Source organism: Pseudomonas sp. CM27 (assembly GCF_013179515.1).
Taxonomy (GTDB): Bacteria; Pseudomonadota; Gammaproteobacteria; order Pseudomonadales; family Pseudomonadaceae; genus Aquipseudomonas.
The window spans coordinates 1-12,248 of the sequence record NZ_JABMCN010000181.1; the positions used below are offsets into that span (position 1 = coordinate 1).

Below are 12,248 nucleotides of genomic sequence, written 5' to 3' on the forward strand. Positions count from 1 at the left end.
GTGACCAGCCAGGTAAAACGTCGTACCAATGGATCACCCCCAGTCATGGTCGGTTGGGTCACCATGATGCTGTGCTGGTTGGGCTTTTTGTTCGGGCTGCTGGCCCGGGCTTGTGCATAGGCGGAGCGCCTCATGAAAAACAACTTGTTCTGGAAAACCATGGAAGGGCTGCGCCCGCTGCCCAATGTCGCCCAGTTGCTTGGTTGGAAGCTAGTGAAGCACGAGCAGCGCACTCGCGAGATTTTCGTAGAGTTTGACGCCTCAAGCGCGTTGACGAAGCCGGTCGGCAAAATCCAGGGCGGCATGCTGACCGCCATGCTTGACGATTGCATGGGTCCCGCTATCTACGCCTTGCTCGAACAGCACGAAATCGCCCTGACGACAAAAATGGCGACGTGCTTCCTTCGACCCGCTTCGCCTGGCCGAATTACCGGTATTGGCAAGATGCAGAGACGGTGCGGTGACACTTGCTACACGAGAGGCGAACTCAAAGACAGCATGGGCCGAACCCTGGCAACCGCGACCGCTCGTTACAAGATCATTGACCTGGCGCCACGCAACCCCGTTGAAGCTTGATGCCACAACTTGGATCCCTTCCCCTGAAAGGTTATGCTCGCACAATAGCCAAAAGCCATCAGTGGCAAGCTTGGCGCCTGCACTCAAGGACGAGCCCTCTTGCCCAGCCACCCGACCCGCCACACGATCGCCCGCCAGTGGCAGTTGCTCAAATTGTTGCCCGGCCGCCACCCGGGCATGAGCTCCACGCAGCTGCAGGCTGCACTGACAACCGTGGGCCACACCACCAGCAAACGCACCGTCGAGCGCGACCTGGTCGAGCTCGCGGCGCTGTTCCCGCTGCAATGCAACAGCAAGGGCATGCCCTACGGCTGGCATTGGCAGCCAGGCCTGAGCCTGGGCGAAGCGCGGCAGCTGCAACCCGATGTACTTGCGCCCCCCGTGCAGGTTCAGCTGCACGCCTGGGTCGACGACGGGCTGGCGCGGCGCCTGCAAGCGCAGCCACTGTCCGCGGACATGCAACTGAGCGCGCAAGCGGGCGGTGGCGCCACGCTGGTCGCCACTGTCAATGACAACCGGGCGCTGATGGGCTGGCTGCTGTCCCAGGCCGGCTCGATCCGGGTGCAGGCCCCGCAGGCGCTGCGCACGGCCATGCTGGAGCAGTTGCGCCACAGCCTGGCACTGCATGATGGGGGCGGTTGACCCCTCACAAAGTGATTGCCCTCGGGTGGCACCTTGCGCTGCGAAGAGGCCGGTACAGACAAAACAGTTGTAGCGCTGCTACTGGCCTCTCGCAGCAACAGGCTGCGCCTACAGGCGGCGCGCCTGGTGCGGGGTACGGCGCGCCACACAGGCGTAGGCCAAGCCGAGCAGGCCCAGGGTCAACATGCCCAGCAGTATCAGCAGCTCACGGCTGTAACGGGCGACCATGGCGGGGAGCCCGGTGAACTCGCGGTACACCTGCACATCCGCAACACCATTGGCGTGGCTGATGCTGACCCCGCCCTGGCGGATCTGCGAGTAGTCTGCGTCGAAGTACACCCAAACCTTGCACGCCCCGCCAGGTTCGATGCCGGGGATGTCCACCTGCGCAGTGGCGGCCTCGACAATGGTGTCGTTGCCAGCGGCATCACGCACCTGCACCAGGCCCTTGGCAGGCAGGCGGATCCTGACCTCGCGTACCGGCGCGTCGCCACTGTTGCGCAGTTCGATCAGCAACCCGGTGCGGTGGTCGACCAGGCCGGCCTCGAAAGGCTTGGCAAACAGCTGGGCATAGGGTGCCTGGGCCATTTCAACCAGCCGCTCGACCTGGTCGTGGCTCAGCTCGCCTTGGCCAATGTTGTTGATACGGCCCTGCAACTGCTCGTACTTGAGCTGCTCGCTGGCCTTGCTGATCCGCTCGCTGAACTGGCTGGGGTAGGTGAGGTAGGCATAGGTCAGTGACGCCTCCAGGCGCGGGTTGCCCCTGAAAATCGCGTAGGCGGCCAACAGCACTACCAGGCCAATCAGCGCGGCTACGAGGAGTTTCCCCACCTTGTCCCAGCTCAATGCAAACATCCTTCTGTGGTGATACAGACAATTCAACCGGCCCAAGGGTGCCAAGTTAGCGGCCCCCAGGCAAGCCTACGCGGAGAGTAGGACGCTGCCTGCCCCACTACAATGACCAATGGGGTGAAAAGGCCTACTTTCGGAAATGGACCACAAGAAGACTGTAAAGGGGCTGGTGACAACCGATCTGCCGCTTGACCGCCTCCCGACAGTGGCGGACGATCAACCTCCCCCACCCAAGGACGAACACCATGCTACGCATACTGGGCAGAGCCTCTTCCATCAATGTGCGAAAAGTCCTGTGGGCCTGCGCCGAATTCGAGGTTGCGTTCGAGCGCGAAGATTGGGGCATAGGCTTCAAGAGCCCGGACAGCGTCGAGTTCCTTGCCCTGAACCCCAACGCCATGATCCCGGTGATCCAGGACGGCGACTTCACCTTGTGGGAATCCAACAGCATCATCCGCTACCTGGCCAATCGCTACGGCGCCACCGCGTTCTACCCCGTCGAGGCGCAGGCGCGGGCCAAGGTCGACCAGTGGATCGACTGGCAGGCCTCGGACCTGAACCGTTCCTGGAGCTACGCGTTCATGTCGCTGGTCAGGCATTCGCCCGCCCACCAGGACCCGCAGGCACTCGCCGCCGGCTGCGCCGACTGGTCGCGCTACATGCACATTCTCGACCGCCAGCTGGCCAGTACCGGCGCCTATGTGGCGGGCAACGAGTTCACCCTGGCCGATATCCCTATCGGCCTAGCGGTCAACCGCTGGTTCGAAACGCCCTTTGAGCACCCCCAGTTGCCGGCGGTGCGCGACTATTACGAGCGCCTGAGCGAACGTCCGGCCTACCACCTGCATGGCCGCAACGGTACACCTTGACCAGGGAGGGTTGACAGGTGCTTGCCACAACATATGCAGCGCCTGTCAGCCCTGCCGCGATTGCCTATGCCCTCACCCGCGAACACCGGCCAACCCGCTACCAGCCACCCCCCGCCCACGCCAGGCAAACACCAGCACCATCAGCAAACCCAGCGCCGCCATCGCCGCCCCCGCCAGGGAGATCGCCGGGTAGCCCAACCCCGCATTGATCACTGCCCCACCCAGCGCCGCGCCAATTGCATTGCCCAGGTTGAACGCACCAATGTTCACTGCCGAGGCCAGGTTGGGCGCATCCTTGGCCGCCTCCATCACACGCATCTGCAGCGGTGGCACCAGGGCAAAGCTGGCAGCGCCCCAGACCAGTACCGCCAGCGCCGTGGGCAGCGCCCAGTCCATCACCAGCGGAAACACCAGCAACACGGCAATCAGCACGGCCAGCGACAGCATCAGCGTGCGGTCGACAGAACGGTCGGCCGCTTTGCCACCCCACATGTTGCCCAAGGTCAGGCCAATACCGAACAACACCAGCATTACCGTGATGAAGGTGGTGGAGGCAGCTGCCTCGCTGTGCAGGATCGGCGCGATGTAGGTGAACACCGTGAACATCGCACTCGAGCCCACCACCGTCAGCGACAGTGCTGCCAGCACTGGCCCGCGCAGCAACACGCGGATTTCCGCCATGGCCCCGTCACCCCTGGGCAACGCCACATTGGGCAGCGCGTACCACAGCGTGGTCATCGCCACCAGGCCCAGCCCGGCGATACCCCAGAACGCTGTGCGCCAGCCGAGCATTTCACCAAACCAGGTCGCCAGCGGCACGCCACCAATGGTGGCCAGGGTCAGCCCCATGAACATCGCCGCAACGGCCCCGGCACGCTTCTGCGGCGCAACCACACTGGCCGCGACAATCGAACCGATGCCAAAGAACGCACCGTGGTTGAGTGAGGTGACCACCCGGGCGACCAGCAAGCTGGTGTAGTCGCTGGCCAGCGCCGACATCAGGTTGCCCAGGGTGAAAATGGCCATCAGCCCGATCAGCAGGTAACGCCGCGGGATCTTCACCGTGGCCAAGGTCATCAACGGTGCACCAATCAGCACACCAAGCGCATAGGCACTGACCAGCAGGCCGGCGGCAGGGATGGAGACGCCAAGGTCGGTGGCGATATTGGGCAACATGCCCATGGGGGCGAACTCGGTGACACCAATGCCGAAGGCACCGATGGCGAGCGCGACCAAGGGGGGATTGATACGCATGGCAAAGCTCCTTATCTATGCCGCGAATGCTACGATCCACGGCTAAAGTGCACTAGACCGTGTTGCTGCGAATCACCTTTGCTTGCGAGGCACAAATGGACTTCAGCGGAAGATCGGGAGAAATGGAGATTTTTGCCAGGGTGGCGCAAGAAGGCAGCCTGTCTGCCGCCGCCCGGGCCCTTGGCCTGACGCCGTCGGCAGTCAGCCGCATCATCGCCCGCACCGAACAGCGGCTGGGCACCCGCCTGCTGCTGCGAACAACCCGCGCACTCACCCTCACCCCCGAAGGCGAGGCCTACCTGCGCGGGGCACGGCGGGTGCTGGCCGACCTGCTCGAAGTGGAACAGGCCATCACCGACCAGGGCGTGCCACGCGGGCGCCTGCGGGTCAGCGCGGCGCTGGGCCATGCACGGCTGACCGTGGTGCCATTGCTGGCGGCGTTCAGCGCGCGTTACCCGCAAGTGCTGGTCGACCTGACCCTGAGCGACGAAGTGGCGGACATTCTCGGCGGCCAGGCCGACGTGGCGCTGCGTTTCGGCCACCTGCCGGACAGCTCGTTGACCGCGCGAGCCTTTGGCGAGACCGGCCAGGCGATCGTCGCCTCGCCCGAGTACCTGCAGCGCTGTGGTACCCCCGTAGTGCCCGAAGACCTGGCCCGGCACAACTGCCTGCGCTTCAACTTCCGCCGCGCCGAACCCGACTGGCCGTTCCGCCGCGATGGCCACGTGTTCTCGTTGAAGGTGACGGGCAATATCCAATGCAGCAGCGGCGAAGCCCTGGCGCAGCTGGCCAGGCTTGGCGCCGGCATAGCACGCATCGGCACCTTCACCGTGGCCGATGACCTGGCCAGCGGGCGGCTGGTACCGTTGCTGGAAGCGTACAACCCTGACGACCGCGAGCCGATCCATGCGGTGTTCGTCGGCGGCCCGGCGATGCCGGCGCGCGTACGGGTGTTCGTGGATTTTCTGCTGCAGCATCATCAACATGGCTCGACATTCACCGAGCATGACAAATGAAAAAGCAGGTAGCGGGTCAATTGGAGTAACTAGCCCAACATGAGCGACACTGATACTCACGTGCCAACAGATAGCGCACCACGCCCGGCTTGAACGACGCGTACACTTGCCTTCAGCGCAGCTTCAGGAGTTTCCGCATGCCCTACCCCATCGAACAGAAACTGGTCATCGGCGTGGCTTCGAGTGCGCTGTTCGACCTCACCGTTTCCGACGATATCTACACGACCGAAGGCGTCGAGGCTTATCGGAAGCATCAGGAGCAGAACCTTGACGAGCCGTTCCCCAAAGGCGTGGCGTTCCCGTTCATTCGCCGCTTTCTGAGCATCAACAAGGCCTTCCCCGAGCAGTTGCCGGTGGAAGTGGTGCTGCTGTCGCGCAACTCGCCGGAAACCGGTTTGCGGGTGTTCCGCTCCATCAATCACTACCAGCTGGATATCACCCGCGCAGCGTTCATGTCGGGCCGCTCGCCCTACGAATACATTCCGGCGTTCAATGCCTCGCTGTTTCTCAGCGCCAACGAAGAGGATGTGCAGAAAGCCATCGACGCCAACTACCCGGCAGGAAGGGTGTTGCCAACCCACATCTACGATGACGAGATCGACACCGAATTGCGGGTGGCCTTCGACTTCGATGGCGTGATTGCCGACGACGAGGCCGAGAGCGTGTTCAAACGCAACGACAACCTGGATGATTTTCAGGAACACGAACGCGTCCACAAGGGCATCCCGCATACGCCAGGGCCGTTGGCGGACCTGTACCGCAAGCTTTCGCTGATACGCATGCTCGAAGACCGCAAGCTGGCCGAAGACCCGGCGTACAAGCGGATTCTGCGGATTGCCATCGTGACGGCGCGCAACGCCCCTTCGCATGAGCGCGTGGTGACCACGCTGAAGGATTGGGGCGTGTCGCCAGATGAGTGCTTCTTCCTGGGTGGGATGGAAAAGCCCAGGGTGCTGTCGATCCTCAAGCCCCATGTGTTTTTTGACGATCAGCGCAGCCACCTGCAGTCACCGGCAGGGGACCTGCCGATGGTGCATGTACCGTTTGGGGTGGCGAACAGGCGGCACTCACCGCAAGCGCCTTGCCCCGAACACGATCAACCGCCGGTCGCACCTCACCTGCTAAAGAATGCACCCTGTCTGTAGGAGGTTGCCCAGCCTGGTGGGCCGCGCTGTCGCGCAGAGAACTGATGCCGGGCGCTCCGCGTACCCTGTGGGAGCGGGTTCAACCTCGAACACCGCCAAAGCCCAGTCTTAGCGGGCAATACTTTCGGTCGGCGCTGGCCCGACAGAGCGCTTGCGCTGCCCCAGCAAAGCCCGCGCTGCCACGGCCGCCACCACCAGGCCAGGTGACGCCGCCAGCAGCAAACCACCCACCCCGGCCCCCGCCGCCAGAATCTGCCCAGCCGCCAACGGCCCGGCCATGGAACCTAGCCGCCCTACCGCCACCGATGCGCCGACACCCGTGGCACGCACCTGGGTCGGGTACAAAGTAGGCGCCAGCGCATACAGCACCAGTTGCCCGCCGATGGCGCAATAGCCCGCAGTAAACCCGGCGAGCAGCATCAAGCCGAAACCGGTCGACAACCCCAGCCCCGCCAGCGACGCCAGCATCCCGGCATAGGCGATGAACACCGCCCGGCCGGCGTAGCCACGGTCCATCATGCGCCCGGTCAGGAACGAGCCGGCAGCGCCACCGAGGTTGAAGAGGATCTGCACCGCTCCCGCCTGCGGCCTGCTGTAGCCCTGCCCGATCAACAACGACGGCAACCAGTTCAGCAGCATGTACAGCACGGTGAGCGTGAAGAAACACGCCACCCACAGCAACAGGGTGCGGCTGACCTGCCCTGGCCCGAACAGCTGCGCCAGCATGCCATCAGCGCCAGCACTGGCAGCGGGCCGGGCGCGGAATGCCTGGGACTCCTTCAACCACAGCATCAGCACGAAGGCGATCGCAATCGGCGCGATACCCCCGACGTAGAACACCGTCCGCCAACCTTCGCCCAGCCCGGCCATGCCGATGACCGAAGCAATGGCCCCGCCCAGAGGCACACCACAATAGGTCAGGCTCACCGCGGTGCTGCGAAGACGGTCCGGCGCGGCTTCACTGGCCAGGGCGATCAGGATCGGCAAAGCCGCACCCAGGCCCAGCCCGGTCATCAGGCGCGCGATCAGCAACGTGTTGTAGCTTTCGGCATGGGCAGTGCCCAGGGAAAAACCACCGAACAACAGCACCGCCACGATCAGGATGACCTTGCGGCCCACCCGATCGGCCAGCCAGCCACCGATGAACGCGCCCGGCAGCAGCCCGAGCAACCCGGCACTGAACACCCAGCCGAGCATGCCAGGCGTGAGCGTGAACTCCTTGGCCATGTGCGGTGCAGCAACACCGGTGGCCTGTAGGTCCAGGCCCTCCAGCAGCGCCACCAGAAAACACAGGCCGATGGTGAGCACCGGCTTGCTTGAAGATGAGGAAGAGTGACTCATGTGTGGCCCCTTTTGTTGTTATGGATCGGGAAATTCAAAGCCTGAAAGTGGCGCGCAAGGAGACGAATGAAGCATCCTCGCCGCCGGCCTCCTTGATGGCAGCGCCCACGTCGTAGTACTTGAGGTCGAGGTCCAGCGTCAGGTTGGGCGTGGCCAGCCAGCGGCTGTTGGCACGATAGATGGTGCCCACATGGCGGCCGGTGCCGCGGGTGTTGGCCAGCATGCTCATGCCGGGCATGTACACGCCGTCTTCTTCGCGCTGCTTCCAGACCTCGAGCACGCCCTGCTCGAAGCGAACCGTAGGCCAGGGCGAGAAGCCGAAGGTAGGCCCGACCACGATGACGTTGCTCAAGGTAGTCAGGCTGGCTTCGCCGTAGACCCCGTTACGTGGAAACAGCGGGTCGAAGGTACCGACCTTGCCGTCGCCTGGGTCGCTGTCGCCGCTGGCAGCATCGATGCGCATGCCCAGGCGGGGCTGCCAAGGGTGGGCGAAGGTGTAGCCGCTGTCGCTCGACACCGCCCAGGCGCGGATCGACGCACCGCCCAGGTGGCCCCCCTGCCCGGCCAGGTTCCAGCTCCAGTCCAGGGCCTGGTAGCGGCCGAACAGGCGCGTGCCGTAGGTGTAGCGCTGCTCGTCGCCAGCCTCGCCGGCCAGGCTGCGCTGGTCGGTTTCCAGGCCGAAGGCGAACAGGTCCAAGTTCCAGATGGCCGCCAACGGCAAGGTGCCGTACAGGCCATAGAACTTCACGGCGTTATTGCTGCCGTCATCCCAGCTGTCCTCACCGGTTTTCAGCGGCCTCACGGCAAAGGCATCGAGCTTGCGCCCGTCCTTGAGGTTGAGGCTGGCACGCACGCCATCGAAGCTGAGGCGGATGTTCGGCACGTCGCGGTAGGTAACGAACACCTGGTCGCCGAAGGCCATCTCCTGGCGGCCCACACGTGTGGTGTAGCGGCCATCGGCGAAGTCATGGTTGAAGTCGACGAACGCCTGGCGCAGTTCATTGCGCCCTTCATCGTTGGGTGAGTACAGGTCCTTGCCGAAGGCGCGGGTGTTTTCCACCTGCACGAAGGTGCGCAAAGCATCATCGAACAAGTGCAGGTCAGCGTGTGCCTGCAGCCGTTGCAGCAGATAGGAGTCGTCCTTCAGCCCGCGCAGGCCGAAGAACGGCCGGTTCATTGCATCGGCGCGATAACGCGCCTCGGCACCCAGCTGCAGCCAGGCCGACTCGGACAAACGGTGGTAGCGCAACCCATCGAACGGGTCGTCGACCTTGGCGGGGTCATCCAGAAAGCGATAGTCCTCGATCCAGCGCGGTGCCCCCGGCCGGCCAGGCCGGCTGTCTTCAAGCGGGCTGGCCGCGTACGCACACTGGCACAGCGATAGCAGTACAACGGGCATCAACGCCCGGTTCAACGGCCTCGTCATCAGAATTTCCCTTTACTTGTTTTTATAAAATTGGATAACTCTGTTAACGATTATTTTTGTTAATCATATTGCCGTCAATAGCCAACTGATGCCCGCAAGGGGCAAGCGCCATTAAACGTTCGCTGATCGAACGCTAATGAGCCAAACGGCTGCGAATCAGCCTGATTCACCGCTAGTATCTGTCCTGCGCAGCGTCTGCTATGAACCTGCGCGACACGACTCACCTATTAAAACAACAAGAGCACCTTCATGAACTGCCTCAAACCCCTAGCCGCTCTCGGCTTGCTCATGCTCGGCGCCAGCCAGGCCATGGCTGCGCCAACCGTTAAACAACCGAACATTTTGCTTGTGGTCGCCGACGACCTGGGCTTTTCCGACCTGTCGGCGCTGGGCAGCGAAATCCGCACCCCGAACCTGGACAAGCTGCTGGCCGACGGCCGCCTGATGCTGGACTTCCACGCGGCGCCCAGCTGCTCCCCCACCCGGGCGATGCTGATGTCGGGCAATGACCCGCACATCGCCGGGCTGGGCATGATGGCCGAAGCACGCAAGCGCCTGCCCGCAGGTTCGGAGGTGCGCGCCGGCTATGAAGGCGTGCTCGGTGGCAATGTCGCCACCTTGGCCGAACTGCTGCACGACGCCGGCTACCGCACCTACATTTCCGGAAAATGGCACTTGGGCATGCAGCCCGCGCAACAACCGCAGAACCGCGGGTTCGACCAGGCCTACGTGCTGCTGGAAGGCGGCGCCGCGCACTTCAAGCAGGCCAACATGGACCTGCAATCGAACTACAGCGCAACGTTCCAGCACAACGGCAAGCCTGTCGAGCTACCCGACGACTTCTACTCCACCACCTGGTTCACCGACCGCCTTATCAGCGCCATCGACGAGGGCAAGGCCAGCGGCAAACCGTTCTTCGCCTTCGCCGCCTACACCGCGCCGCACTGGCCCCTGCAGGCACCAGACGCCTACCTTGCGCAATACCGCGGCCGCTACGACCAAGGCTACGAGGCCATTGCCCGTGAACGCCTGGAACGACAGCGCAAGGCCGGCCTGGTACCGGCAGACTACCCCCTGCAGCCGCAACTGGAGGGTGTGCCGGCCTGGGCCTCGCTGAGTGAACAGCAGAAGCAGCAGTCGGCCCGCACCATGGAGGTTTATGCGGCCATGGTAACGGCGCTGGATGCCGAAGTCGGGCGCCTGGTCGATCACCTGCGCAAAAGCGGTGAGCTGGACAACACCCTGATCCTGTTCATGTCCGACAATGGGCCGGAGAACGCGACCCGGGTCGACCCGAACTGGATCAAACAACACTTCGACAACAGCCTGGACAACTACGGCCGCCGCGATTCGTTCTTGATGATCGGCTCGGCCTGGGCCCAGGTCAGCGCCCTGCCCAGCCGCCGCTACAAGATGACCACCTACCAGGGCGGCATCCGCGTTCCTGCGTTCGTGTATTCCCCGGCAACCATCAAACCCGGGCGCAGCGAACAGCTGGCCAGTGTCCGGGATATCATGCCGACCTTGCTACAACTGGCCGGTGCGCCGATGCCAGGCATCAAGTACCGCGACCGCGATATCGTGCCGCCACAGGGCACCTCTGCGCTGAACTACCTGCAAGGCAACGACACGCGCATCCACGCCGAGGACGAAGCCCTGGGCTGGGAAATCAATGGCAGCGCCTCGCTGCGCAAGGGCCCGATGAAGCTATTGTGGGACGCCACCGACGGCCAGCCGGCCTGGCACCTGTATGACCTGCACAACGACCCCGGCGAACACCACGACATCGCCGCCGCACACCCTGAGCAGGTAACGCAGATGCTGCGGGACTGGAAGGCCTATGCCCAGCGCAGCAACATCGTCATCGACGCCGATGGCCGCCCTGCCAGCCCTGCCATACAGGCCCGCCAGGCCGTGGCCGGCAAGCAATGATCGCCCGGGTAGCCGGCTGCGCCCTGGTCGCCGCCGGCCTGCTCGTCGCCGGTTACAGTGCCTGGCCCGAGGCCCCGGCACCGGTGTTGCTGTGCGACGGCTACAGCGGCTTGCCAGCCGCACGGCAAGGTGCCTGGCGTGACGGCATGGTGCGCCTGCCGGGCGGCGGGTTCAGCTTTGGCTCGGACCGCTACTACGACGAGGAAGGCCCGGCCCATGCGGCGAAGGTGTCGGCTTTCTGGATCGATGTGCACCCGGTCACCAACGCGCAGTTCGCCCGCTTCGTGGCCGCCACCGGCTACCTCACCCATGCCGAACGGGGCATCAGCACCGAGGACGACCCCACCCTCCCCGAGCACCTGCGGGTGCCCGGGGCAATGGTGTTCCAGCAAGGCCCGGATGTACCCAGCCCTGGCTGGCAGTTCGTGGCCGGGGCAAATTGGCGCCACCCGCTGGGCCCGGACAGCAGCGTGATAGCGCAGGACAACCACCCGGTGGTGCAGGTGGCGCTGGAGGATGCGCAGGCCTATGCCCGCTGGGCCGGGCGCAAGCTGCCCACCGAGGCCCAACTGGAATACGCCATGCGCGGCGGCCTGCAGGATGCCGACTTCAGCTGGGGCACGACGGAACTGCCCAAGGGCAAGCTCATGGCCAATACCTGGCAGGGCCAGTTCCCATACCACAACGCGGCTGCCGATGGCTTTACCGGCACCTCGCCGGTAGGCTGCTTCCCGGCCAACCGCTTTGGTTTGTTCGATGCCGGCGGCAATGTCTGGGAGCTGACCCGCACCGGTTACCGGCCCGGCCATGCCGCGCAAGACAACGCCAAAGCGGATCCGCCCGGCCCCAGCCTGGCGCAAAGCCTGGACCCTGCCGAACCGGGCGTGAAGGTGGCGGTGATCAAGGGTGGCTCGCACCTGTGCTCGGCGGACCGCTGCATGCGCTACCGGCCCTCGGCGCGGCAGCCACAGCCGGTGTTCATCGCCACTTCACACGTGGGCTTCAGGACGGTTCGCTGATGTACGGCAAAGGTGCTGCGGCCGCCTCGACGGCCGCCACCTGCCGGTCGAAATCGGGTAGCAGGTAGTTGAAGAAGAACCCCACGCTTTGCTGCTTTTCCAGCCGCTGCGGCGCATCCAGCGGCAGTGCCTGGATGCAGCGCGCGGTGCGCGCCCAGGCGTAGGCTTGCAAGGCG

Annotated in this window: 11 protein-coding genes and 1 pseudogene; 7 read left to right on the forward strand and 5 right to left on the reverse strand. The window is 64.3% G+C overall.

Features of this window, described 5'->3' with window-relative positions:
- Window positions 1-132 precede the first annotated feature (132 nt).
- Together HP547_RS20475 and HP547_RS20480 are read left to right on the forward strand one after the other, a co-directional pair.
- Entirely contained in the window at window positions 133-576 is a 444-nt protein-coding gene (locus HP547_RS20475) for a PaaI family thioesterase (protein WP_172287279.1), read from the forward strand.
- Window positions 577-675: 99 nt separating this feature from the next.
- The gene (locus HP547_RS20480) at window positions 676-1,218 is read left to right on the forward strand and encodes a WYL domain-containing protein (protein WP_172222057.1); all 543 of its coding nucleotides are present in this window, start codon (window positions 676-678) and stop codon (window positions 1,216-1,218) included.
- 108 nt (window positions 1,219-1,326) lie between these two features.
- On the opposite strand, the gene HP547_RS20485 is transcribed toward HP547_RS20480, so the two are convergent.
- Window positions 1,327-2,064 carry a hypothetical protein gene (locus HP547_RS20485; RefSeq protein ID WP_172287280.1) on the reverse strand — a complete coding sequence of 246 codons (738 nt, stop codon included), beginning with the start codon at window positions 2,062-2,064 and terminating at the stop codon, window positions 1,327-1,329.
- Window positions 2,065-2,315: 251 nt separating this feature from the next.
- Here HP547_RS20485 and HP547_RS20490 point away from each other — a divergent pair, with 251 nt between their 5' ends.
- Window positions 2,316-2,939 (forward strand): glutathione S-transferase family protein, encoded by a 624-nt coding sequence (locus HP547_RS20490; RefSeq protein WP_172222062.1) that lies wholly within the window; start codon window positions 2,316-2,318, stop codon window positions 2,937-2,939.
- Between the two features lie 72 nt (window positions 2,940-3,011).
- Here HP547_RS20490 and HP547_RS20495 read toward each other — a convergent pair whose 3' ends face one another.
- Entirely contained in the window at window positions 3,012-4,193 is a 1,182-nt protein-coding gene (locus HP547_RS20495; RefSeq protein WP_172287281.1) for an MFS transporter, read from the reverse strand.
- A 95-nt stretch (window positions 4,194-4,288) separates the two neighbouring features.
- On the opposite strand from HP547_RS20495, the gene HP547_RS20500 reads away from it, so the two are divergent.
- A complete protein-coding gene (locus tag HP547_RS20500) occupies window positions 4,289-5,209 on the forward strand; it encodes a LysR family transcriptional regulator (protein ID WP_172287286.1) in 921 nt (306 codons plus the stop codon).
- Window positions 5,210-5,346: 137 nt separating this feature from the next.
- The gene (locus HP547_RS20505; protein ID WP_172222071.1) at window positions 5,347-6,354 is read left to right on the forward strand and encodes a 5'-nucleotidase; all 1,008 of its coding nucleotides are present in this window, start codon (window positions 5,347-5,349) and stop codon (window positions 6,352-6,354) included.
- 108 nt (window positions 6,355-6,462) lie between these two features.
- On the opposite strand, the gene mhpT is transcribed toward HP547_RS20505, so the two are convergent.
- Together mhpT and HP547_RS20515 are read right to left on the reverse strand one after the other, a co-directional pair.
- Window positions 6,463-7,695: a 3-(3-hydroxy-phenyl)propionate transporter MhpT gene (mhpT, locus tag HP547_RS20510; RefSeq protein WP_172287282.1), complete on the reverse strand. Its 1,233-nt coding sequence runs from the start codon at window positions 7,693-7,695 to the stop codon at window positions 6,463-6,465.
- A gap of 34 nt (window positions 7,696-7,729) precedes the next feature.
- Window positions 7,730-9,121, reverse strand: coding sequence for an alginate export family protein (locus HP547_RS20515; RefSeq protein WP_172287283.1), 1,392 nt, complete (start codon window positions 9,119-9,121; stop codon window positions 7,730-7,732).
- 249 nt (window positions 9,122-9,370) lie between these two features.
- On the opposite strand from HP547_RS20515, the gene HP547_RS20520 reads away from it, so the two are divergent.
- Window positions 9,371-11,053 (forward strand): arylsulfatase, encoded by a 1,683-nt coding sequence (locus tag HP547_RS20520; protein WP_172287284.1) that lies wholly within the window; start codon window positions 9,371-9,373, stop codon window positions 11,051-11,053.
- A complete protein-coding gene (locus tag HP547_RS20525; protein WP_172287285.1) occupies window positions 11,050-12,072 on the forward strand; it encodes a formylglycine-generating enzyme family protein in 1,023 nt (340 codons plus the stop codon). The genes HP547_RS20520 and HP547_RS20525 overlap by 4 nt, the downstream gene beginning before the upstream one ends.
- Here the strand turns inward: HP547_RS20525 and HP547_RS20530 are convergent.
- Window positions 12,056-12,248: pseudogene (locus tag HP547_RS20530) on the reverse strand (acyl-CoA dehydrogenase); the annotation flags it as partial. The gene HP547_RS20525 and the pseudogene HP547_RS20530 overlap by 17 nt on opposite strands.

Excerpts from the sequence above, each read along its gene's own strand:
- HP547_RS20490 (WP_172222062.1), top strand. The coding sequence starts at position 2,316 with ATGCTACGCATACTGGGCAGAGCCTCTTCCATCAATGTGCGAAAAGTC.
- HP547_RS20500 (WP_172287286.1), top strand. The coding sequence starts at position 4,289 with ATGGACTTCAGCGGAAGATCGGGAGAAATGGAGATTTTTGCCAGGGTG.
- mhpT (WP_172287282.1), bottom strand. The coding sequence starts at position 7,695 with ATGAGTCACTCTTCCTCATCTTCAAGCAAGCCGGTGCTCACCATCGGC.
- HP547_RS20520 (WP_172287284.1), top strand. The coding sequence starts at position 9,371 with ATGAACTGCCTCAAACCCCTAGCCGCTCTCGGCTTGCTCATGCTCGGC.
- HP547_RS20525 (WP_172287285.1), top strand. The coding sequence starts at position 11,050 with ATGATCGCCCGGGTAGCCGGCTGCGCCCTGGTCGCCGCCGGCCTGCTC.
- HP547_RS20505 (WP_172222071.1), top strand. The coding sequence starts at position 5,347 with ATGCCCTACCCCATCGAACAGAAACTGGTCATCGGCGTGGCTTCGAGT.
- HP547_RS20515 (WP_172287283.1), bottom strand. The coding sequence starts at position 9,121 with ATGACGAGGCCGTTGAACCGGGCGTTGATGCCCGTTGTACTGCTATCG.
- HP547_RS20495 (WP_172287281.1), bottom strand. The coding sequence starts at position 4,193 with ATGCGTATCAATCCCCCCTTGGTCGCGCTCGCCATCGGTGCCTTCGGC.
- HP547_RS20475 (WP_172287279.1), top strand. The coding sequence starts at position 133 with ATGAAAAACAACTTGTTCTGGAAAACCATGGAAGGGCTGCGCCCGCTG.